The 20,543-nt window shown below is 73.9% G+C and carries 20 protein-coding genes; 8 read left to right on the top strand and 12 right to left on the bottom strand.

Features of this window, described 5'->3' with window-relative positions:
* The first annotated feature begins 68 nt into the window (after positions 1–68).
* Complete coding sequence (locus tag ACLE50_RS13615; RefSeq protein WP_410943874.1) at positions 69–917, top strand: DUF427 domain-containing protein; 849 nt, start codon at positions 69–71, stop codon at positions 915–917.
* Between the two features lie 14 nt (positions 918–931).
* On the opposite strand, the gene ACLE50_RS13610 is transcribed toward ACLE50_RS13615, so the two are convergent.
* Genes ACLE50_RS13610 through ACLE50_RS13600 form a run of 3 tightly spaced genes read right to left on the bottom strand, consistent with a single transcriptional unit; the run spans position 932 to position 3,207 of the window.
* Complete coding sequence (locus ACLE50_RS13610) at positions 932–1,417, bottom strand: MarR family winged helix-turn-helix transcriptional regulator (protein ID WP_410943873.1); 486 nt, start codon at positions 1,415–1,417, stop codon at positions 932–934.
* Positions 1,418–1,474: 57 nt separating this feature from the next.
* Complete coding sequence (coaA, locus tag ACLE50_RS13605) at positions 1,475–2,443, bottom strand: type I pantothenate kinase (protein ID WP_410943872.1); 969 nt, start codon at positions 2,441–2,443, stop codon at positions 1,475–1,477.
* Complete coding sequence (locus ACLE50_RS13600) at positions 2,440–3,207, bottom strand: SDR family oxidoreductase (RefSeq protein WP_410943871.1); 768 nt, start codon at positions 3,205–3,207, stop codon at positions 2,440–2,442. Before ACLE50_RS13600 ends, coaA begins: the two co-directional genes overlap by 4 nt.
* A 121-nt stretch (positions 3,208–3,328) precedes the next feature.
* On the opposite strand from ACLE50_RS13600, the gene ACLE50_RS13595 reads away from it, so the two are divergent.
* From ACLE50_RS13595 to ACLE50_RS13585, 3 genes are read left to right on the top strand one after another with little or no spacing between them, the layout of a single operon-like run.
* Positions 3,329–4,711: a hemolysin family protein gene (locus ACLE50_RS13595; protein ID WP_410943870.1), complete on the top strand. Its 1,383-nt coding sequence runs from the start codon at positions 3,329–3,331 to the stop codon at positions 4,709–4,711.
* Positions 4,708–5,754, top strand: a complete 1,047-nt coding sequence (locus ACLE50_RS13590) for a hemolysin family protein (RefSeq protein ID WP_410943869.1) — start codon at positions 4,708–4,710, stop codon at positions 5,752–5,754. Before ACLE50_RS13595 ends, ACLE50_RS13590 begins: the two co-directional genes overlap by 4 nt.
* A complete protein-coding gene (locus ACLE50_RS13585) occupies positions 5,754–6,599 on the top strand; it encodes a 3-methyladenine DNA glycosylase (RefSeq protein ID WP_410943868.1) in 846 nt (281 codons plus the stop codon). The genes ACLE50_RS13590 and ACLE50_RS13585 overlap by 1 nt, the downstream gene beginning before the upstream one ends.
* Here the strand turns inward: ACLE50_RS13585 and ACLE50_RS13580 are convergent.
* The 5 genes from ACLE50_RS13580 to ACLE50_RS13560 form a co-directional block, all read right to left on the bottom strand.
* Positions 6,596–8,368 (bottom strand): ABC-ATPase domain-containing protein, encoded by a 1,773-nt coding sequence (locus ACLE50_RS13580; protein ID WP_410943867.1) that lies wholly within the window; start codon positions 8,366–8,368, stop codon positions 6,596–6,598. The two genes, ACLE50_RS13585 and ACLE50_RS13580, sit on opposite strands and share 4 nt — an antisense overlap.
* Before the next feature lie 97 nt (positions 8,369–8,465).
* On the bottom strand, positions 8,466–9,050 hold the full coding sequence (locus ACLE50_RS13575) for a DUF4232 domain-containing protein (RefSeq protein WP_410943866.1): 585 nt from the start codon (positions 9,048–9,050) through the stop codon (positions 8,466–8,468).
* 184 nt (positions 9,051–9,234) lie between these two features.
* On the bottom strand, positions 9,235–9,792 hold the full coding sequence (locus tag ACLE50_RS13570; protein WP_410943865.1) for a DUF4232 domain-containing protein: 558 nt from the start codon (positions 9,790–9,792) through the stop codon (positions 9,235–9,237).
* 37 nt (positions 9,793–9,829) lie between these two features.
* Complete coding sequence (locus tag ACLE50_RS13565) at positions 9,830–10,405, bottom strand: DUF4232 domain-containing protein (RefSeq protein WP_410943864.1); 576 nt, start codon at positions 10,403–10,405, stop codon at positions 9,830–9,832.
* A 17-nt stretch (positions 10,406–10,422) separates the two neighbouring features.
* Complete coding sequence (locus tag ACLE50_RS13560; protein ID WP_410943863.1) at positions 10,423–11,898, bottom strand: HNH endonuclease; 1,476 nt, start codon at positions 11,896–11,898, stop codon at positions 10,423–10,425.
* Positions 11,899–12,188: 290 nt separating this feature from the next.
* Here ACLE50_RS13560 and ACLE50_RS13555 point away from each other — a divergent pair, with 290 nt between their 5' ends.
* A complete protein-coding gene (locus tag ACLE50_RS13555) occupies positions 12,189–12,581 on the top strand; it encodes a DUF4333 domain-containing protein (protein ID WP_410943862.1) in 393 nt (130 codons plus the stop codon).
* 4 nt (positions 12,582–12,585) lie between these two features.
* Here ACLE50_RS13555 and ACLE50_RS13550 read toward each other — a convergent pair whose 3' ends face one another.
* Complete coding sequence (locus ACLE50_RS13550; RefSeq protein WP_410943861.1) at positions 12,586–13,479, bottom strand: DUF4232 domain-containing protein; 894 nt, start codon at positions 13,477–13,479, stop codon at positions 12,586–12,588.
* A 113-nt stretch (positions 13,480–13,592) separates the two neighbouring features.
* On the opposite strand from ACLE50_RS13550, the gene ACLE50_RS13545 reads away from it, so the two are divergent.
* Positions 13,593–14,018 carry a PPOX class F420-dependent oxidoreductase gene (locus ACLE50_RS13545; RefSeq protein ID WP_410943860.1) on the top strand — a complete coding sequence of 142 codons (426 nt, stop codon included), beginning with the start codon at positions 13,593–13,595 and terminating at the stop codon, positions 14,016–14,018.
* 72 nt (positions 14,019–14,090) lie between these two features.
* Here ACLE50_RS13545 and ACLE50_RS13540 read toward each other — a convergent pair whose 3' ends face one another.
* Both ACLE50_RS13540 and ACLE50_RS13535 read right to left on the bottom strand, forming a co-directional pair.
* Positions 14,091–15,461, bottom strand: coding sequence for an MFS transporter (locus tag ACLE50_RS13540; protein ID WP_410943859.1), 1,371 nt, complete (start codon positions 15,459–15,461; stop codon positions 14,091–14,093).
* Positions 15,462–15,602: 141 nt separating this feature from the next.
* A complete protein-coding gene (locus ACLE50_RS13535; protein ID WP_410943900.1) occupies positions 15,603–16,256 on the bottom strand; it encodes a TetR/AcrR family transcriptional regulator in 654 nt (217 codons plus the stop codon).
* A 131-nt stretch (positions 16,257–16,387) separates the two neighbouring features.
* Here ACLE50_RS13535 and ACLE50_RS13530 point away from each other — a divergent pair, with 131 nt between their 5' ends.
* Together ACLE50_RS13530 and ACLE50_RS13525 are read left to right on the top strand one after the other, a co-directional pair.
* Entirely contained in the window at positions 16,388–17,287 is a 900-nt protein-coding gene (locus ACLE50_RS13530) for a shikimate dehydrogenase (protein WP_410943858.1), read from the top strand.
* Positions 17,280–19,148: a sugar phosphate isomerase/epimerase and 4-hydroxyphenylpyruvate domain-containing protein gene (locus tag ACLE50_RS13525; RefSeq protein WP_410943857.1), complete on the top strand. Its 1,869-nt coding sequence runs from the start codon at positions 17,280–17,282 to the stop codon at positions 19,146–19,148. The genes ACLE50_RS13530 and ACLE50_RS13525 overlap by 8 nt, the downstream gene beginning before the upstream one ends.
* On the opposite strand, the gene ACLE50_RS13520 is transcribed toward ACLE50_RS13525, so the two are convergent.
* On the bottom strand, positions 19,136–20,521 hold the full coding sequence (locus tag ACLE50_RS13520) for a chloride channel protein (protein ID WP_410943856.1): 1,386 nt from the start codon (positions 20,519–20,521) through the stop codon (positions 19,136–19,138). The two genes, ACLE50_RS13525 and ACLE50_RS13520, sit on opposite strands and share 13 nt — an antisense overlap.
* Positions 20,522–20,543: the final 22 nt, after the last annotated feature.

Raw genomic sequence — 20,543 nt, 5'->3', positions numbered from 1 at the left:
TCACACAACCAGACACACCGGACATGGCGGATGGGCGCGCTGCGCAGCCGTCCGGTTCACTGGGGGGCATGGGACTGACCCGCAGCTTCGGCCCGCTGTCGCCGCACGCCCCGGTGACGGTGAACTACGCGCTCGACGGCCCGCCGCACAAGCTGCTCATGCACCCCTTCCCCCGCCGCGTACGGGCGGTGGCCGGTGGGCGGACGCTGCTCGACACCCGTCGCGGCACGCTGGTACACGAGTCCAACCTGCTGCCGGTGCTCTACGTGCCGGAGGAGGACGTGGACACCTCGCTGCTGGTGCCCAGCGACCACACCACCTTCTGCCCGTTCAAGGGCGGCGCGACCTACCGGTCGCTGAAGACCGGCGACACGACCGTCGAGAACGTGGTGTGGACCTACCCGGAGCCGATCGAGGCCGCGGCCTGGCTGCGCGGGCTGGTCGCGGTGTACTGGAACGCCGCCGACGCCTGGTACGACGAGGACGAGCAGGTCTTCGCCCACCTCACCGACCCGTTCACCCGGGTCGACATCCGGCCGGCGAGCCGGCACGTCGTGGTCACCCACACCGCGCCGGACGGGCTGGAGACGGTGCTCGCCGAGTCGGGGCAGGCCGGGTCGTCAGGGCAGCCGATGGTGCTGTCCGAGACCGGACTGGCGAACCGCTGGTACCTGCCCCGCGACGACGTCCGGGTCACCCTGGCCCCCAGCGACACCCGCACCCGCTGCCCGTACAAGGGCGAGGCGGTCTACGAGAACGCGGAGCTGCCGCCGGACGTGGTGCTGACCGACGCGTTCTGGCACTACCCGGACCCGCTGCCGGAGTCGGCGCGGATCGCCGGGCTGGTGTCGGTGACCACCGGCGCCCGCGACGACGGCTCCACGGTCACCGTGACCGTGGACGGGGAGCCGGGCTAGCCCCTCCGGCCTGCTCAGCCCTCGTCGTCGGGCGGGATGAGCGCCTCGAGCGCGGGCAGCGCGGCCTCCAGGGCGGCCCGCTGGGCGTCGTCGAGCCGGTCCAGGCGGCGCCCGATGAGCGCGGTGCGGTGGCTGCGGACCTCGCGGAGCCGGTCGCGGCCGTCGTCGGAGATGCTGATCAGGACGCCGCGGGCGTCGTGCGGGTCGGGGGCGCGCAGCACCATCCCGGCCTCGTCGAGCGCGGACAGCACCCGCGACATCGTCGGGGCGGTGACACCCTCCTGGCGGGCCAGCTCGGACAGCCGCAGCGGCCCGTTGAGCTCGACGGTCACCAGCGTGGACAGCTGCAGCGGGGGCAGCGAGGCGCTGTCGTCGATCCGGATGCGGCGGTGCAGCCGCCCGACGGCGAGGCGCAGCCGCGACGCCAGCTCGTCCTCACGTGAGGCGAAGCGGTCGTCGGACTCGATCGTCCCGGCACCCGGCCCGGTGTCACCGTTCATCTGCACATGGTGCCAAACGGGTCGTGAGCATCACCATCGACCCCGTACGGGTGTCGCTCACAGTTTGCGCAGGCGGACCCGGGTGACGTCGTGGTTCGGGCCCTTGGTGAGCACCAGGCTCGCCCGCGACCGCGTGGGCAGGATGTTCTCCACCAGGTTCGGCTCGTTGATCGAGGCCCAGATCGTCTCGGCCCGCGCGACGGCGGCGTCGTGGTCGAGCTCGGCGTAGCGCCGGAAGAACGACTGGGGGTCGCGGAACGCGGTGGAGCGCAGCCGCAGGAACCGCTCGACGTACCAGCGGCGGACGTCGGCGGTGGCGGCGTCGACGTAGACGGAGAAGTCGATGAAGTCCGACACCGTCAGCGCCCCGGCCACCGCGGGCTGCAGCACGTTGAGTCCCTCGATGATCAGGATGTCCGGGCTGCGGACGACGAGCTGCTCGTCGGGGACGATGTCGTAGGTCAGGTGCGAGTAGACCGGGGCGGTGACCTCGGGGCGGCCGCCCTTGATCTCGGAGACGAAGCGCAGCAGCTTGCGGCGGTCGTAGGACTCGGGGAAGCCCTTGCGCTCCATCAGCCCGCGGGCCTGCAGCTCCGCGGTCGGGTACAGGAACCCGTCGGTGGTGACGAGCTGGACGTCCGGGTGCTCCGGGGAGCGGGCCAGCAGCAGGCGCAGCAGCCGCGCCGTCGTCGACTTCCCGACGGCGACCGACCCGGCCACCCCGATCACGAACGGTGTGCGGGCCCCGCCGGCGCCGAGGAAACGACGGTAGGCGCGGTAGAGCCGGCCGCCCTCCTCGACGTGCAGGTTCAGCAGCCGCGACAGCGGCAGGTAGACCTCGCGGACCTCGTCGAGGTCGACGAAGTCGCCGAAGCTGCGCAGCTGGTCGAGCTCCTCGGCCGAGAGCGGCACCCGGGTCGACGACGCCAGCTGCGACCACGACCGGCGGTCGAAGTCGACGAACGGCGACGCGCTCCCCCGGGCCAGCCCGGAGGGCCTGCGGGAGCCGTAGGGCAGCGCGTTCACTGGTCCACCGAGGTCAACGCGTACTCGATCACCTGGGCCGGCGTCGTGATCACGTGCAGGACGGCGTCGGCGACGGTCTCCGGATCCAGCCCGACGGCGGCGAGCCGCTCGGTGAACCGCGCGCGCAGCGGCCCGTCGGGCCAGTCGTCGGCGATCGGGGTGCGGACGAAGCCGGGTGCGACGGTGCTGACCCGCACCCCGCGCGGGGCCAGCTCCAGGCGCAGGCCGTCCGACGCGGCGTGCACGGCGTGCTTGGTGGCCGCGTAGACCGCGCCCTCGGCGGTCGGCACGCGGCGCCCGGACATCGAGGACACGTTCACCACGACCGGCGCGGTGCCCTCGGCCAGGTACGGGGCGGCGGCCTGGGTGACGACCAGCAGCGCGACGACGTTCAGCGCGAACATCGACCGCCACTGGTCCGGGCCGGTGGCCCCGTCGCCCGCGACAGGCCCGCCGTGGAAGACCCCTGCGGCGTTGACCAGCGCGTCCAGCCCGCCCAGCTCCAGGGCGGCCCGCTCGACGGCGGCGCGGGCCGCGGCGTCGTCGGTGAGGTCGGCCGGGACCGCGACCGCGCCGGGCAGCTCACCGGCCAGCGCCTCGAGCTCGTCGGCCCGCCGGGCGACCAGCGCGACGCCGGCACCGGCGCCGGCCAGGGCCCGAGCGGTGGCCGCACCGATCCCGGAGGAGGCACCGGTGACCAGGATCCGGCGGCCCGTCAGCGGGGGGCCCGGATCCTGGGACGGGGGCGTCGTCGCCGTGGTCATGGGTGCCCAACCTAGTCCCCACCGCCGGATCCGATCGTCGTGACGTCGCTCTCGGGGCGGTATCGGCGGCCGAGTATCCTCCCGTCCGAGTTCCTACGACCGCTCGAGGAGATCCCGACCGGTGACCGTCCTGCTCTCCCTCCTCGGCCTCCTCGTGGTCGCGGCCCTCACGCTCGGAACCGCCGTCTCGGTCGCCTCCGAGTTCTCGCTGACCGCGCTGGAACGGAGCCGGATCGACGCGGCCGTCTCCCGCAACGGCGACCGCCGCACCAGGGCGGTCCAGCGGGCCCACGGCAACCTGTCGTTCCAGCTGTCCGGCTGCCAGCTCGGCATCACCGTCACCACGCTGGCCACCGGTTTCGTCGCCGAGCCCGCGATCGCGGAGCTGATCCGCCCGCTGCTGGAGCTGGTCGGGCTGCCCGGCGGGCTCGCCTCGGGCGCGGCCACCGTCCTCTCGCTGATCATCGCGACGGCGCTGTCGATGACCTTCGGCGAGCTCGTCCCCAAGAACATGGCGATCGCGCACCCGATGGGCGTCGCCCGCTCGGTGGTGTGGCTGCAGGCCGGGTTCGCCGGCGCGTTCCGCTGGCTGATCACCCTGCTCAACACGGTCGCGAACGCCGTCGTGCGGCGGCTGGGCATCGAGCCGGCCGAGGAGCTGCGCTCGGCCCGCTCCCCCGACGAGCTGAGCTCGCTGGTCCGGGCCAGTGCCGAGAGCGGCAGCCTCGACGCAGGCACCGCGGAGCTGCTGGAGCGCTCGCTGCGGTTCACCGACCGCGTCGCGGAGGACCTGATGACGCCGCGGGTGCGGGTGGTGACCGTCGACGCCGAGGACACCGCCGCGGACCTGTTCGCCGTGGCCCGCCGCTCCGGGTTCTCCCGTTTCCCGGTGATCGACGGCGACCCGGACGTCCCGCTCGGGCTGGTGCACGTCAAGCAGGCCTACGGCGTCCCGGTCGCCGAGCGCGGCACGACCACGGTCCGCGAGCTGGCCCGCCCGGTCGAGTCGGTGCCGAGCTCGCTCGACGGCGACCAGCTCATGACCCGGCTGCGGTCGGCCGGGCTGCAGACCGCTGTCGTCGTCGACGAGTACGGCGGCACCGCGGGCCTGGTGACCATGGAGGACCTGGTCGAGGAGATCGTCGGCGACGTCCGCGACGAGCACGACCGCGCCGAGCAGAACAACGTGCGCCGCCTCGGCCCCGGCGTCTGGGCGCTGTCCGGGCTGATGCGCACCGACGAGGTCGCCGAGGCCACCGGCTTCGAGATGCCCGACGGCGAGTACGAGACGGTCGCCGGGCTGGTCGTGGCGCGGCTGGGCCGCATCCCCGACGTCGGCGACGACCTGCAGGTCGACGGCTGGTGGCTGACCGTGCTGCGCCGCGACCGCAACCGGGTCGCCGAGGTGCGGGTATCCCGCAGGCCACCACCCGAGTCCGCCGACGGCCACGGGGCCCAGCCGACGCAGCCGACGACACAGCAGAAGCAGGGGGCGCGCGCATGACCGGGGACCTCCTGGCGCTGCTCGGCGCCGTCGTACTGCTCGGGGTGAACGCCTTCTTCGTGATGGCCGAGTTCGCGCTGATCTCCGCCCGCAAGGACCGGCTGGAGGCGATGGCCGACGCCGGGTCGTCCGGTGCCCGCACGGTGCTCGACGCCTCCGCGCACCTGTCGCGGATGCTGGCCGCCTCCCAGCTGGGCATCACGATCGCGTCGCTGCTGCTCGGCCGGCTCGGCGAGCCCGCCGTCGCGCACCTGATCGACACCCCGCTGACCGCGGTCGGCGTGCCGGAGGCCGTGGTCTCGCCGATCGGGTTCGTGGTGTCGCTGGTCGTCGTGGTGATCGCGCACATGCTGCTCGGCGAGATGGTGCCGAAGAACATCTCGATCGCCGGGCCGGAGCGGGCCGCGATCCTGCTGGTGCCGCCGTTCCGGGTGTGGACGACGATCGCCCGCCCGTTCATCGACCTGTTCAACTGGGTCGCGAACACCACGCTGAAGCTGCTCGGGATCACCCCGAAGGACGAGCTGGAGACCGCGTTCACCTCCGGCGAGCTGTCGGAGATGATCGACGACTCGCGCCGCGAGGGTCTGCTCGACGACGAGGAGTCCGCCCGCATCGAGCGGACCCTGGAGTCGGCGCACTCGGAGGTCGCCGACGTGCTCATCCCGCTCGACGACGTCGTCTGCCTGGAGCAGAACCCGACCGTCGACATGCTCACCGCGGCCGTGGAGCAGACCGGATTCTCCCGGTTCCCGGTCCGCGGGCCGCAGGGCCGGCTCACCGGGTACCTGCACGTCAAGGACGTCCTGGACCTCGCCGACGCGGGCGGGGCGATCGTGCCGCCGCAGCGGATCCGCAGCCTGCCGGTCGTCGACGCCGGGGCGCGGCTGGACAAGGCCATGGGCACCCTGCGCGGCGCCCGGGCGCACCTGGCCCGCGCGGTGGACCAGGGCGGACGTACCGTCGGGGTCGTGACCATGGAGGACGTGACGGAGGCCTTCGTCGGCACCGTCCGGGACGCGACCCACGCACCGGGAGCCTGATGCGGTACCTGTCCGGTCCGCAGTGGCGGGCCCGGGCGCAGGCGCACCGCGAGCGGGTGCGGGCGTGGACCGGGCCGCACCGGGAGCGACGCCGGCGCGGCGAGCCGCATCCGGTGTGGGACTTCCTGTTCACCTACTACTCGCACCGCCCCGCGCTGCTGGAGCGCTGGGCGCCCGGTGTCGGCGTGACCCTGGGCGACGCCGAGGAGTTCGCCGACCGGCCCGGCTACGTGCGCACCGGCGACGGCGTCCGGTTCGACCCGTCCGCGGCACCGGAGCGGCTGCGCACCACCGCCGGGTTCGTGCACCGGCTGCTCGCGGCGACGGCGTCCCGCAGACCGCGGCTGGGCTGCTTCGGGCTGCACGAGTGGGCGATGGTGTACCGCACCGAGCGACCCCGCCACGAGGTCCCGCTGCGGCTGGGTGCCGAGGGAACCGACGCCGTCGTCGAGTCGATGCCGATCGGCTGCACCCACTACGACGCCTACCGGTTCTTCACCGACGCCGCCGCCCCGCGCAACGCGCTGCGCCCCACCCGGGACACGCAGGTGGAGCTCGAGCAGCCGGGGTGCCTGCACGCCACGATGGACCTCTACAAGTGGGCGTACAAGCTGGACCCGGCGGTGCCGTCGGAGCTGGTCGCGGACTGTTTCGCGCTCGCCGCGGACGTGCGGGAACTGGACATGCGGGCCAGCCCGTACGACCTGGCCGCGCACGGGTTCGAGCCGGTCCGGATCGAGACCCCCGACGGGCGCGCCGCCTACGCCCGCGCCCAGGCCGGGTTCGCCGAGCGCGCCGCCCCGCTGCGGGAGCGGCTGCTCGGCGTGTGCGACGCGCTGCTCTAGTCGCCGCCGTGGTGGTCGCGCACGTCCAGTGACCGCAGCCGGTTCAGCGCGGCGGCGACCTCGTGCCGGCGCGGGAGCGCGAAGTCGGCCAGGGAGCCGTGCGCGATGGCGGCAGGTCCGTCGGCCCGCAGGTCCTCGTCGAGCAGGTCGAGGGCCTCGGCGACGGTGCGGCCGTCGAGCTGCGGCGCCAGGTGGGCCAGCGCGAGCCCGACGCCGTTGGTCTGCGACGGGTCGGCGAGCTGGGACACCGCGGACAGGTCGATGTCGTCGCCGCCGAAGGTGAGCCGGCCACGTCCGCGGGCGGTGACCTTGCGTTTGCCGCGCGACTCCGGGTCGACCGAGCGCGGGTCGATCTCGCGGTGTGCGAACTCGGGGAACTCCCGGTCCTCCCCCACGGCCTCCCCGGCGATGGCGTGCGCCCGGTCGGTGACGGCGTGCACCTCGTAGTCCTGCAGCAGGATCACGGTGTCGGCGCGGGCCAGGTAGTCGCCGGACCCGCCCATGACCAGCACGGTGGAGACCCCGCGGTCGGTCCACAGTGACCGGATCCGGTCGACGAACGGCACCAGCGGCTCGGCTTCGATGAGCTCGCGCATCCGGTCGTCGCGGATCATGACGTTGGTGGCGGAGGTGTCTTCGTCGATGAGCAGGACGTCGGCGCCGGACTCCAGGGCCTCGATCGTCGACGCGGCCTGTGAGGTCGACCCGGACGCCGACTCGGTGGAGAAGTCCTTCGTGGACCGGCCCGAGGGCAGTTCGGAGACGAAGGCGCGGACGTCGACGCGTTCGACGGAGCGCTCGTCCTCGGCGCGGATGGACACCGCGTCCGGCCGGGTGACGACGAGCTCGCGGCCGTCGCCGGGGACGTGGTCGTAGACGCCGGTCTCCAGGGCGCGCAGCAGGGTGGACTTGCCGTGGTAGCCGCCGCCGACGATCAGGGTGACGCCCTCGGGGACGCCCATGCCGGTCACGTCGCCGCGGTTCGGGGTGGGCAGCGTGACGCGCAGGTCGGCCGGGCTCGCGAACGGCACGGCGTCGCGCATCGGGCGGTCGTCGATGCCCGACGCGCGGGGCAGGACGGCGCCGTCGGCGACGAACGCGACCAGCCCGTGCTCCGGGAGCGCGGCGCGCAGGGCGTCGGCGTCCTCGATGGTCTCGACGAACGTCTCTGCGGCCTGCTGGTCGGCGTGCTGCCAGGTCAGGGCCTGGTCGACGGCGTGCGGGAGCTGCTCGGTGAGCATCCGGGCGGCGGAGTGGCCTGCGATGCGGCGGCCCTGGCCGGGCATCGGGGCGCCCAGCTCGACGACGATGTCGCCGGTGTCGCGGTCGATCGTGATCGCGCTGCGGTCCAGGACCTCCTGGTGCCCGGCGTCGACGGTGAGCGGGGTGCCGTGCAGCTCGCGGCGCAGCGCGCGGAGCAGGAACCCGCCGAGCGCACGAGCCCGGTCCGGGGTCGCGTACAGCTCGGGTGGGAACTGCGCGGTGGTGCCGGGCATCCGGACCCGCAGCCGCGACGGCGGCGCGAACGGGTCGGACTGGATGCGGCGGATCTCGAGCACGAACCCGCCGGACCCGCCGGACCCACCGAGGTCCCAGCGGCCGGTGAGCGACTTGTACCGGCCGTAGCTGGCGCCGTCCATGCCGTGCAGGTCGGCGGCCAGGGCGCGGCCGTCGCCCCGCTGGGCGGTGGGCGGCGGGTCGGACGGCCGGTCGCGGCGGCCGCCGCCGGGACGGCCGCCGCTCGGGCGGGTGCGGTGTGAGCGGGTCATGCGGGTCCTTCCCCGGGTGCGGAGCCCGGACGTGCGGGAGCGTTCTGTTCTACGTACCCGCTCGTCGGGTTCCTGCACCCGGGGAAGGTCAGGCGGCTCAGCGCAGGATGAACGGCTTCACGCCGAGCTGGCTGCCGGTCGGGGTGTCGACCGTGCCGGAGCACGCGGGCATCCCGAACGGGACGAACAGGGCCGCGGTCTCGCCGGGCGGGTAGACGCGGAAGCCGCGGGCGTCCACCGGCTTGCACGTGGCCGGGTCCTGTGTCTCCGCCGGCACGATGCTCAGCTCGGCGCTCGCCCGCTGGCCCGGCGCGATCGGGAACGCCTCCCCCTGCGGCCCGACCAGGTCGGCGGGCTTGCCGACCTGGGTCCCGGCGTCGCCGGCGACGTAGGAGACGCCCGGGAAGCCCTTCATGTAGCAGGTGCGGTCGCCGACGTTGGTCACGACGAGCCCGGCGTAGACCCGGTAGCCGTCGCCGTCGTGGGTCTCGATCCGGCCCTGCAGCTCCGAGGTGTGGCAGCGCTCGGCGCCCTGTGCCGCAGCGGGTGCTGCAGGCGCGGCGGCGGGCTCGGCCGCCGAGGCGACGGAGCCGCCGGCCAGCAGCGAGGTCAGCACGGTGGCGCCGGCGGCGAGCCCGGCCAGGCCTCGTGCGGCGGTGCGGATGTGTGCGGTGCGGTTCATGTCGTCCCCCAGATCGTCATGTTCCCTATTGTCATCCTGCCTACATGAGATAAGACGCTCGGCACCCCGCACGGTTGCGCCGGGATCCCGGTCATCGGGAATTTTTCTGACCTGTTTTCGCGCGCACGAAAAAGGCCCGGGTGAACGGATGTCCGTTCTCCCGGGCCTTTCCCTGTACGGCGGATCAGGGTGCGCGGAACGCCTTGACACTCGGCTGGCCGACGCCGGGCGCCGAGCACCCACGGGTCTCGTACGGCGCGAACAGCGACGCCGTCTCACCGGGCGGGTAGACACGGAAGCCGCGGACCGGGACGGGCTTGCAGGTGGCGGCGTCGTAGGCGTCGACGTTCGACGTCGCGAACTCGGCGTGGGCCGCCTGCCCGGGGGCGATGGCGATCGGATCGCCCTGGTCACCGATCATTGTCGCCGGTGAGCCGACCTGGTGACCGTCGTCGCCTGCGACGAAGGAGAGCCCCGGGAAGCCCTTGATGTAGCAGGTCCGGCCGCCGGTGTTGGTCAGGTTCACCGTCCCGAACGCCGACCCGGCGCCGGAGTCGGTGTAGGTCGCCGACGCGGCCAGCTCCGAGGTGTGGCAACGCTCGGCGCCCGCGGCCGCCGCCGGCTCGGAGGCCGAGGCCGCGGAGCCACCGGCGACCAGCGCCGTCAGCACGGTTCCGCCGGCCAGAATTCCGCTCATCCAGCGTGCGGTGCGACGGTTGTTGGTGCTCTTCTCGCGGTCCATGGTATTCGCCCGAATTGTCATGGTGCAGCTACGGAATTCAGCTCTCGCCGAATGCCTTGATCTGGAGCTGGCCTGCGGCCGGGCCGGTCTCGACGGTGCAGCCCTTTCCGGGCTCGGGAATGAACAGGGCCGTCGGCTCGCCGTACGGCTGGACCCGGAAGCCGCGGGTCTCGACGGCGTTGCAGTCGGCCGGGTCGTAGGCGTCGACGTTCGTGGCTCGCAGCTGGGCGCTGCTCGTCCGGCCCGGCTCGAGCCAGACCTTCTGCCACGACTCGCCGATCCGATCGGCAGGGGCGCCGACTCGGGCCCCGTCGTCACCGGTCACGTACTCGACGTTCGGCGTGCCGAAGACGTAGCAGGTGTGGTCGCTGTTGTTGGTCAGGTTCACCAGGGCGTAGTTCGAGCCGGCGGCGCTGTCCTGCCAGTTCAGGGATCCGGCCAGCTCGGACGTGTGGCACCGCCCGACGCCCTCGTCAGGGCCGTTGCCGGTGGGCTCGGCCGCCGAGGCGACGGAGCCGCCGGCGAGGAGCGCCGAGAGCACGGTTCCCCCGGCGGCGAGCGCGGCCGCCCAGCGGGCGGTGCGGCGGGTGATGGTGGCGTTCGCGTGGTCCATGTCGTTCCCCCGAATCCTCATGGTGCGTACACCGGAGAAGACGGCCGACACCGCGCAGGGTTGCTCCGGGAAACGACGACGAACCGTCGCGACCCGCCCACGAGACACCGTTTCCGCAGGTCGGAGCCCTGGCGGTACGCGTCGAAAATTGCGAGAGCCGGGCACGAACCGGAGACGCCGACCCCCTCCCACGTCCCCGGCGCGATTGGGCCCGGGTCTCGGCCCGGCGCGGGGGCCGGTGGGTCGGGACCGAGGTAGCTGTGCCCGGTGGGCGTGGTGGTGCGGAACCCGTCCGGTGTCCGCTCCACGGTCCATCCGGGTTGTTCGCGGACGTGGTTGTGGAACTCGCACACCCCTCGCCCGTTGTCGAACTCGGTGTGCCCGTCGTCGGCGGCCCGTAGTACGTGGTCGATGTGGCGGACCGGGGCGTCGCAGTACGGTTCGGTGCAGCGGTTGCGGCTCCGCGCCCGGATGAACTCGGCGAGCGGGCCGGTGAAGGTGCGCCGGCGGGAGTCACCGCCGATCACAGTCCCGTCGCGGGTCAGTAAGCGGCGCAACGCCTTCCGCCCAGTGGTCGACGCCAGAATGTCCGCGGGAATCGGCCCGTAGCCGGGGATCTCCGCCGGCAGCGGGCTGTCCGGATCCAGCAGCGCAGCCAGCGGGACCATCACCTGGACTTCGACGTCCACGTCGGTCGCGGTCGTCTTACCGGTCAGTCGCTCGACCAGGGTGTCGGCCATGACCTGCGCCCGCGTACGCGTCAACGGCGCCGGGGCGCAGGACAGGTTCGTGAACGCCTTCTGCAACGCAGCCAGGCACGCAGCACCCTGGGCGACCGGCAGATACGCCGTCAGGAACGCCATCCCGTCGGTGGCCGGCCGCAGCGTCACCCGCCGCTCGGACTTCGCCTGCTCGGCACGGTCGCGGAACTTCTCCGGCGCGATCTCGGCGACCAGGCGGCGCACCAGGTCACGCAGCCGCCCGATGCCGCGGCCGGTGAGGTCGTGCTCGGCCAGGCGGGCGTCGAGCAGGGCCCGGTCTCGGGCGGACAGGTCACCGGCAGCCGTGACGATGGCCGCGACCGTGTCCTCGGAGATCTCCCCGGCCACGAACAGTGCCCGTAGGTGGGTGAACCCGTCGTGGAGATCGCGGGCGACCCGCATCCGCGACCGTGCCGTGAACGGCGAGATCTTGCAGGCCAGCCCGATCTGCGAGGCGACGGAGCGTTCCAGCTTCTCCGGCTCGCCGGCGCCGGCGGCGATCTGGTTCGCCACGTGGGTGCGGGCGAAGTGCCGCATGCGGGTCGCCCGCAACGCGGCCAGGGAGTTGTTGAGCGCGTCGAGCTGCTGCAGCTCGTCGATCAGCTCGGCCTCGGGGACGTCGGGGTCGCTGAGTGTCGCTTGTTCGATGGCGACCTGCATCAGGGTGTAGTCGACCCGCGGCACGCCACGGTCACCGGTGTCGGTGACGGGTGGTTCCTGGACCGCGGTCATGCTGCCAGCGTACCGGAAATCGAACGAGCGTGCGAATTGCGTTCGCCATCGCAAACGCTGCGACCTGCAACGATGCTGCGAGGAGCCCAGTGATCGCCACGTTCGTGACGAGGCGGTCGCCCAGCGGCCGTCCTGTCACGATCCCGGCGATCTTCGGACGGCGAGTCCGGCCTCCCGCATCCGGCAACCGGCGGTGCCCGAAGCGCGCGGGTCGCGAGCGAGGATCCCTCCTCACCGCACGTTCCTAGCGTCCGCGTCGAGCACCGAACGCCGACGACAGGAGCGCCGCGATGCACGAGCTGAACCAGCCCCACAACCTGCACCAGAACCCGGCCCGCCGGAGCCCGGCTCGTCGGAACGCACTCATCGGCACCGTCTGCGGAGCCGTGGTGTGGGTGGTGGTCGCCGCCGTCTCGTACACCTCGGCCCCGTCCACCGTGACCGCCGCGAAGCTGGGCGACGCCGTCTCCCACGAGCTGACGATGCAGCTCGGCGAGCCGGAGGGCTCGGTGCGGTGCCCGGCCGACGTCCCCCTGAAGGCGGGCACCACCACGCGGTGCACCTACATCGGCGACTACGAGCAGTACGGCGTGACCGTCACGATCACGAAGATCAACGCCGGCCTGCTCGACGACCGCACGTTCGCCTTCTCCTACGCCGTCGACCCCACACCGCTGCCGTGATCGCTCAGCCGGTGAACGCCTCGACCTCCAGCCGGCTCCCGTCCGGGCAGGCCTGCCCCGGGTGCGCGACGAACAGCGAGTCGGTCTCGCCCGGCGGGTAGACGCGCAGGCCCTTCGTCGGGACGGGCTTGCAGGCCTTCTTGCCGTCGTCGCCGGTCGCGGAGCCGTTTCCGGTAGCGGAGTCGTTGCCGGACCGGCGCAGCGCCGCCGACGCCGTCGCGCCGGGATCGAGCTCCACCGCGCTGCCGTGCCCGCCGGTCTGCGTCGCGGGCGCGCCGACCTGCTTCCCGCCGGACCCGACGTAGGAGACGCCTGGGATGCCCTTCACGTAGCAGGTGCGCGAGCCGGTGTTGGTGACGACCAGCGACGAGCCGGTCAGCGAGCCGCGCAGCTCCGAGGTGTGGCAGCGCTCGGTGTGCGTGGAGCCGCTGCCCGCACCGCCGCCGCCCGAGTCCCCGCCGCCCGCGTTCCCGCCACCCGAGCCGGCCTCCCCCGAGCCACCGTCACCCGTGTTGCCGCCGGAACCGTCGCCGCCCCCGGGACCGTTGCCGTCGCCCGCACCGCCGGAGCCACCGGAGCCGTCCCCGAACTCCCCGGAACCCGACCCCGACCTGGAGCCTGAGCCGGCGGAGCCGCTGCCGCCGGACCAGCCGGACCCGCCACCGGCGAAGTCGGCCCCGCCGATTCCCGAGCCACCCGAGCCACCCGAGCCACCGGAACCGCCGCCGTCCCCCGCCGGCACCGCGGGCGCGGCGGGCGGCGACACGCTCCCGAACGGCACCGTGCCGGCCGCCGACGGCCACTCCCCGCCGCCGTCGGTCCCGCAGCCGGCGACCAGCAATGTCCCCGCCACCGCGAAGCCGACGAGCCACCGCGTCGTCTTGTTGCGCGCGTCCATGTCAGTCCCCCGATCGTCATGGTGCGTCCGGGGTTCAGACGTGCGGGACCCGCCACGGTTGCGCCGGGACGCACCTTGACCTGAAGTCCGGTCGAGGTCCGAGGATGGTCGCCATGAGCGTCTACACCGACTCCGAGCTCGAGTTCCTGCAGGTCAAGGGCCGCCTCGGCCGACTCGGCACGATCGGGCCCGACGGCGGCCCGCAGCTGCGCCCGGTCTCCTTCCGCGTCGACCCGGCCACCGGCGCGATCGACGTCCCGGGCCGCCGGAACCCGGACACGCAGAAGTGGCGCAACGCCGGGCGCCGCCCGCAGGTGTCCTTCGTCGTCGACGACACCGGCGACGGGCCGGGCTGGTCGCCGCGCGTCGTCGAGGTCCGGGGCGTCGCCGAGCTGCTGCCCGACGAGCACCCGGCCGATCTGTTCCCCGGCGTCGGTCCGGGTGTCATCCGGATCCACCCGCGGCGGATCCTGTCGCACGTCGACGGGACGGAGAACAACCGCAGCGTGCCGTCGGCGGGGCAGCCACTCCGGGCGTGAGGCCCTCTGCGGCACCGGCACCGTCAGGCACTCCCCGGCGATGCCATACCGGTCACGCCAGGCGCACCCGGCTCACCGCGCCGTGGCCGGCGCCGGTGCCCCGGCGCGGTCCTGCACCTGCTCGATGTCGTCGAGGCTCAGGTGCGCGGTCTCCCGCGCGGAGTACGCCGACGCCGCCGAGATCAGGCAGATCGCCGTGCCGAACACGGCCACCGCCACCCAGCCGGCCGCGGTGTCACCGGCCAGCGCCGCCGCGATCGACGGCGCGAAACCGCCGAGGGCGAACCCGACCTGGGTCCCGACCGCGGTGCCGGTCAGCCGGACCCTGGCCGGGAACATCTCGGCGTAGAACGCGGGCCAGACACCGTTCACGGCGCTGTAGATCACGCCGGACAGCAGGATCCCGGCGGCGAAGACCAGGACGACGGTGCCGGTGGTGATCGCCCACAGGTATCCCGCCAGCACGACCGCCGAGCCCACGGCGCCGAGCAGGAACACCGGTCGGCGTCCGACCCGGTCGGCCAGCGTCGCGAACAGCGGGATCGCGGCGAGGGCGACGACGTTGGCGCACACCACGACCCACAGCATCGTCGACCGCTCGAGGCCGACGGTGTTCACCGCGAACGACAGCGCGAAGACCGTCATCAGCGTGCTCACCGACGCGACGGTGGCGGCGAGCGTCACGCGCAGCAGGTTCGGCCAGTGCGAGCCGAACAGGGCCGCGATCGGCAGCTGCTCGGGCGGCGCGTCCGGCGCGGCGATCTCGGACCGGAACACCGGGGTCTCGTGCAGCGTCCGCCGGATCAGCGCACCCGCGACCAGCACGACGACGCTCGCCCAGAACGGCACCCGCCAGCCCCAGCTGAGCAGTGCGTCCTCGGGCAGCAGCGCGACCGGCAGGAACACCGCCGTGGCGAGGATCTGCCCGCCCTGGGTGCCGGAGAGGGTGAAGCTGGTGAAGAACGCCCGCCGGTGCTGCGGCGCGTGCTCCAGGGTCATCGAGTTCGCGCCGGCCTGCTCGCCGCCCGCGGAGAGCCCCTGGAAGATCCGGCAGACCACCAGCAGCGCCGGGGCCAGCGCGCCGATCGTGTCGTAGGAGGGCAGGAAGCCGATCGCGACCGTCGCGATGCCCATCATCATCAGCGTCGCGACCAGGACCTTCTTGCGGCCGAGCCGGTCGCCGATGTGACCGAACATCACCGCGCCGAGCGGACGGGCGACGTAGGCGACGCCGAACGTGGCCAGCGAGAGCAGGGTGCCCGCGGCCGGGCTGGACGCCGGGAAGAAGACCTTGTTGAACACCAGCGCAGCGGCGGTGCCGTAGATGAAGAAGTCGTAGTACTCCAGCGCGCTGCCGGTCCACGCGGCGAGCGCGGCGCGCGCGGGCTGCGCGGCCGGGACGTGCGGCGGGGTCGCCCCCGGAGTGGTGGACGAGGGACTCACGGGTCCTCCAGGCGTGTGCGTCGTTGCAGGCACGGGATGTCGGTACGCGCCGTCGATCCGGCGCTTATGTACCGTCTGGTTACGTACCGAATGGTGAGTTGCCTGGCGTCACCCTGTCAAGGACCGGATTCCCGGCACCCCTCAGCCCTGCCCCACGTACGCGGTGAGGTACTCCACGACCAGGTCACCGACCATGCGCCGGTAGTGCTCGCGCCGCGCCGGATCGAGCAGGTCCCGGTCGAAGATCGCGGCGAAGGTGTAGCGGTTCGCCAGCCGGAACACGCAGAACGAGCTGATGATCAGGTGCACGTCGAGGGCGTCGACGTCGTCGCGGAACACCCCCGCCGCGCGGCCGCGCTCCAGGATCTCCCCCAGGACGTCGACGGCCGGGCCGGCCAGCCCGGACAGCACCGGCGAGCCCCGCAGGTGCTCGGCGTGGTGGATGTTCTCGATGGCGACCAGCCGAATGAAGTCCGGGTGCGTCTCGTGGTAGTCGAAGGTCAGCTCGGCGACCGCCCGCACGGCCTGCACCGGGGTCAGCCCGGCGACGTCCAGACTCCGCTCCAGCGAGCGTATCCCGACGTACGCACGCTCGAGAACCGCCAGGTAGAGACCCTGTTTCGAGCCGAAGTAGTAGTAGAGCATCCGCTTGGTGGTGCGGGTGCGCGCGGCGATCTCGTCGACCCGGGCGCCGGTGTAGCCCTGCTCGGCGAACTCCGCCGTCGCGACGTCCAGGATCTCGGCACGGGTCCGCTCCGGGTCGCGCTGCCGACCGCCGTCCTCCGGCGCTGCCACCACGGCGAACCTCCTCTGTTCGGGCTCCGCGGAGCCCGGCCGACGCTACCGGCCGGTCGGGCGACAGGGCTGGTGCGACCCGCGCCCCGTCCGGTACAACTAACCAGACGGTACAAACAACAGGAGGCATCGTGCAGCGCAGCCAGACCGCCGCCCGCACCGTCCTGACCGGGTTGATCGGCGCGGGGATCGGCCCGTCGCTGTCCCCGGCCCTGCACGAGCGGGAGGCCGCCACTCTCGGCCTCCCGCTGCGCTACACCCGCTGGGACCTCGCCACTCTCGGGGTCCGACCGGCGGACGTGGGGATGCTGCTGGATCGGGCCCGCGGCGAGGGGTACGCGGGCCTGAACATCACCCATCCCTGCAAGCAGCTGGTCATCCCGCACCTGGACGAGCTGTCCCCGGACGCCGCCGCGATCGGGGCGGTCAACACCGTCACCATCGGGGCCGACGGCGCGCTGACCGGCCACAACACCGACTGGACCGGGTTCCGCGACGGTCTGCGCGCCGGGCTGCCGGGGGCCGCCACGGCCCGGGTCGTGCTCGTCGGCGCGGGCGGGGCGGGGGCCGCCGCCGGGTACGCGCTGGCCCGCGACGGGGTCACCGGCCTGCACGTCGTCGACGCCGACGCCGGGCGGGCCGCCCACCTCGCCGCGTCCCTGCGCCCGCACCTGGCACCGGGCGCCACCGCGACCGGGCACGCCGTCGCCGCGCTCGCCGACCTGCTCCCCGCGGCGTCGGGGGTGGTGCACGCGACGCCGGTCGGGATGGCCGAGCACCCCGGCCTGCCGTTCGACGCCGCGCTGCTCGCCGGGTGCCCGTGGGTCGCCGAGATCGTCTACCGGCCGCTGGACACGGCGCTGCTCGGCGCGGCGCGCGCCGCAGGCTGCGGCACCGTCGACGGCGGGCGGATGGCCGTGCACCAGGCCGCCGCGGCGTTCGAGCTGTTCACCGGGCGCACCCCGGACCCGGCCCGCATGCTCGGCCACCTGGCCGAGCTCGCCACCGCCGAGGAGGCCTCCCGTGCCTGATGCCCCGCTCCCGACCGCCCCCAGGTTGTCGATCGCCACCGTCTGCCTGTCCGGGACGCTGGAGGACAAGCTGCACGCGGCCGCCACCGCAGGTTTCGACGGCGTCGAGATCTTCGCGCCGGACCTGGTCGCCGACCCGCTGTCGCCGGCCGGGATCGGGGCTCGCTGCCGCGACCTCGGGCTGTCGGTGGATCTCTACCAGCCGTTCCGCGACGTCGACTCCACCGACCCGGGCCGCTTCGCCGCCACGCTGCGCCGCGCCCGCGCGGCCTTCGAGGTGATGGCCGGGCTCGGCGCCGACACCGTGCTGGCCTGCTCGTCGGTCGGGCCGGACGCGGTGGACCCGTCCGTCGAGCCCGAGCTGCTCACCGGGCAGCTGCGGACCTTCGCCGAGCTGGCCGCGTCCTACGGCGTCCGGGTCGCCTACGAGGCGCTGGCCTGGGGCACCCATGTCAACACCTGGGAGGCCTCCTGGGACGCCGTGCGCGCCGCCGACCACCCCGCCCTCGGACTGTGCCTGGATTCCTTCCACGTACTCGCCCGCGGCTCCGACCCGGCCCCGATCGCCGGCGTGCCCGGCGAGAAGATCTTCTTCCTGCAGCTGGCCGACGCCCGCGAGCTGTCGATGGACGTGCTGTCCTGGAGCCGCCACCACCGGCTGTTCCCCGGTCAGGGCGGGTTCGACCTGCCGGGCTTCCTCGCCCCGGTGCTCGCCGCCGGGTACACCGGGCCGCTGTCGCTCGAGGTGTTCAACGACGTGTTCCGGCAGGCCGACCCGGTCCGCACCGCCGTCGACGCCCGCCGGTCGCTGATCGCGCTGGCGGAGGAGACCGCGCACCGCGGTGCCGGCACCGACCCGGTCGGGATCGCCGCGCCGGAGCCGGCCGGGCCGGCGTTCGTCGAGATCGCGGCGGGCCCGGAGCTGGGCCGGGTGCTGCGTGCGCTCGGGTTCGACCGCACCGGGGTGCACCGCACCAAGCAGGTGGAGCGCTTCGAGCAGGGCGAGGCCCGGATCCTGGTGAACGCCACCGGTGAGCACAGCGGCAGCGCGATCGCCGCGATCGGGCTGGAGTCGGCAGACCCGGCCGCGTCGGCGCGGCGCGCAGAGCGCCTCTGCGCCCCGCCGCTGCCGCGTACGACGGGGCCGGGCGAGGTACACCTGACCGAGGTGGCGGCCCCGGACGGCACCTCGGTGTTCTTCTGCCACCCCACCGGGGACGACGTCTGGTCCGGCGACTTCGTCGCCACCGACGAGGCGCCCGGACCGAGCCTCGGGGTCACCGGCATCGACCATCTCGGGCTCACCCAGCCCTACGACGCGTTCGACGAGGCGGTGCTGTTCCACCGCACCGTGCTGGGCCTCGAGCCGGTCGCCGATGGCGAGTTCGCGGCCCCGTTCGGGCTGGTGCGCACCCGGGCGCTGGCCGACCCGGCGCGCCGGGTCCGGCTCGCGCTGACCGTGTCGCTGCTGCGCCGCGGCGGCTGGGGCCCGGCCGTCGCCGACCCGCAGTACGTGGCCCTGGCCTGCGACGACGTCGTCGCCACCGCCCAGGCGGCCCGCACGGCCGGGGTGCCGCTGCTGGCGCTGCCCGCGAACTACCACGACGACCTCGCCGCACGTCTGGACCTGCCGGCCGCGACGGTCGAGACCTACCGCGAGCTGGGCGTGCTGCACGAGCGCGACGCCGACGGCGACCTGATCACGGTGTGCACCGAGCTGCTCGGCGGCCGGGTCTTCCTCACCCTGGTGCAGCGCACCGGGTGCCACGACGGCCACGGCTGGGCCGACGCCCCCGTCCGGATGGCCGCACACCGCCGCAGCCGGCTGGCGGGGGCGCGGGAGCCGGTTCAGGTCGCCTGATCGGTCACCGGCCGCGCGGCGAGCCGCGCGGAGTAGATCGAGTACCCGTCGAGCTTGCGGCTCACGGCGGTCGCGACGAACACCGCGGCCGCCAGCGGCACCGCGACCTGCAGCCCGGTGCCGGTCAGCTCGAGTGCCATCACCAGCCCGGCCAGCGGGGCCTGCATCGACGCGCCGATCATCGCGGCCGCCCCGACCAGGGCGAACACCCCGACCGGGGTGCCCGGCCACAGCGCCGACCAGGCGCCGCCGAGTGCGGCACCGGCGACCGCGCCGGTACACAGCGTCGGGGTGAACAGCCCACCGGAGGCGCCGGAGCCGAGGCACATCGCCGTCACCAGCGGCTTGGCCAGGGCGAGCAGCGCGAACAGTGCGAGCGGTCCGGTGCCGGACAGGGCCTGCGCGGTGAGGTCGGCGCCGTTGCCGTAGAGCTGTGGGAGCGCCAGGCCGAGCGCCGCGAGCACGGCGAAGGCGGCGAGCGGGGTGCCGAGACGCCACCACGTCGAGCGCGGCTGGTGGCAGGACACCCAGCCGACCAGCCGCACCCACGCCGTCGCCAGCCCGCCGAGGACAAGGCCGGCGGGCACCGACCAGACCAGCAGCGACGGCGTCGGCACCGGGGTGCCGAGTCCGGAGTAGACCGGGCCGACCGGCAGCCCCACCCAGGCGACGACCGTCGCGATCGCCGAGCACGCCAGCGCGGGCAGCACGACCGGCAGCCGCACCGTGCCGACCAGCACCTCGGCGATGAACAGCGCTCCACCGATCGGGACGTCGTACACGCAGGCCAGTCCCGCCCCGGCACCGCAGGCGACCAGGAGGCGTCGCTGCTCGACGGTCAGGCCGCCGCGGCAGGCGAGCACGCTCGCCCACACCCCGCCGATCAGCTTCGGCGCGGCCTCGCGGCCCAGCGACGCCCCCAGCCCGACGACGATCTCCGACAGCACCGAGGTCCCGGCGCTGCGCCGCACGCCGAGCCGGGCGTCACCGGTCCACACGGCGTCGTCGACGTCGGTGCGGCCGGGCACCCAGCGGCGCAGCAGGAACCATCCGCCACCGGCCAGCACCCCGGCGAGCAGCAGCGGCCACACCCGCCCCCACGGCCCGGCCCGTTCGACGGCGGCCTGGAAGCCGGTCCCCGCACCGGGGCCGTAGGCGAGCTCGGCGACGGCGTGCAGCAGCGCCATGAGCGCGGCGCCGGCCAGCCCGGCGCCGATCCCGGTCAGCACCAGCAGCGCCCAGAACCGCGGGGTCAGCCGGCAGTCGCCGTCCCCGGTGACGTTGGGCTGGTCGGTGGCCGCCCGCTTCGACCCGATCCGGGTGCGGAGCACCGGGGCCGGGACACGACGCCGTTCGCTGGGCCTGCGGGACACCCCCTCATCATGACCCAACCTG

Source organism: Pseudonocardia phyllosphaerae, from assembly GCF_046546475.1.
GTDB classification, from domain to species: Bacteria; Actinomycetota; Actinomycetes; order Mycobacteriales; family Pseudonocardiaceae; genus Pseudonocardia; species Pseudonocardia phyllosphaerae.
The sequence above is the reverse complement of the archived record's forward strand: the minus strand, read 5'-3'. Positions and strand labels throughout refer to the sequence as shown.

Excerpts from the sequence above, each read along its gene's own strand:
- ACLE50_RS13615 (WP_410943874.1), top strand. The coding sequence starts at position 69 with ATGGGACTGACCCGCAGCTTCGGCCCGCTGTCGCCGCACGCCCCGGTG.
- ACLE50_RS13610 (WP_410943873.1), bottom strand. The coding sequence starts at position 1,417 with ATGAACGGTGACACCGGGCCGGGTGCCGGGACGATCGAGTCCGACGAC.
- ACLE50_RS13600 (WP_410943871.1), bottom strand. The coding sequence starts at position 3,207 with ATGACCACGGCGACGACGCCCCCGTCCCAGGATCCGGGCCCCCCGCTG.
- ACLE50_RS13590 (WP_410943869.1), top strand. The coding sequence starts at position 4,708 with ATGACCGGGGACCTCCTGGCGCTGCTCGGCGCCGTCGTACTGCTCGGG.
- ACLE50_RS13585 (WP_410943868.1), top strand. The coding sequence starts at position 5,754 with ATGCGGTACCTGTCCGGTCCGCAGTGGCGGGCCCGGGCGCAGGCGCAC.
- ACLE50_RS13580 (WP_410943867.1), bottom strand. The coding sequence starts at position 8,368 with ATGACCCGCTCACACCGCACCCGCCCGAGCGGCGGCCGTCCCGGCGGC.
- ACLE50_RS13575 (WP_410943866.1), bottom strand. The coding sequence starts at position 9,050 with ATGAACCGCACCGCACACATCCGCACCGCCGCACGAGGCCTGGCCGGG.
- ACLE50_RS13570 (WP_410943865.1), bottom strand. The coding sequence starts at position 9,792 with ATGGACCGCGAGAAGAGCACCAACAACCGTCGCACCGCACGCTGGATG.
- ACLE50_RS13565 (WP_410943864.1), bottom strand. The coding sequence starts at position 10,405 with ATGGACCACGCGAACGCCACCATCACCCGCCGCACCGCCCGCTGGGCG.
- ACLE50_RS13560 (WP_410943863.1), bottom strand. The coding sequence starts at position 11,898 with ATGACCGCGGTCCAGGAACCACCCGTCACCGACACCGGTGACCGTGGC.
- ACLE50_RS13555 (WP_410943862.1), top strand. The coding sequence starts at position 12,189 with ATGCACGAGCTGAACCAGCCCCACAACCTGCACCAGAACCCGGCCCGC.
- ACLE50_RS13550 (WP_410943861.1), bottom strand. The coding sequence starts at position 13,479 with ATGGACGCGCGCAACAAGACGACGCGGTGGCTCGTCGGCTTCGCGGTG.
- ACLE50_RS13545 (WP_410943860.1), top strand. The coding sequence starts at position 13,593 with ATGAGCGTCTACACCGACTCCGAGCTCGAGTTCCTGCAGGTCAAGGGC.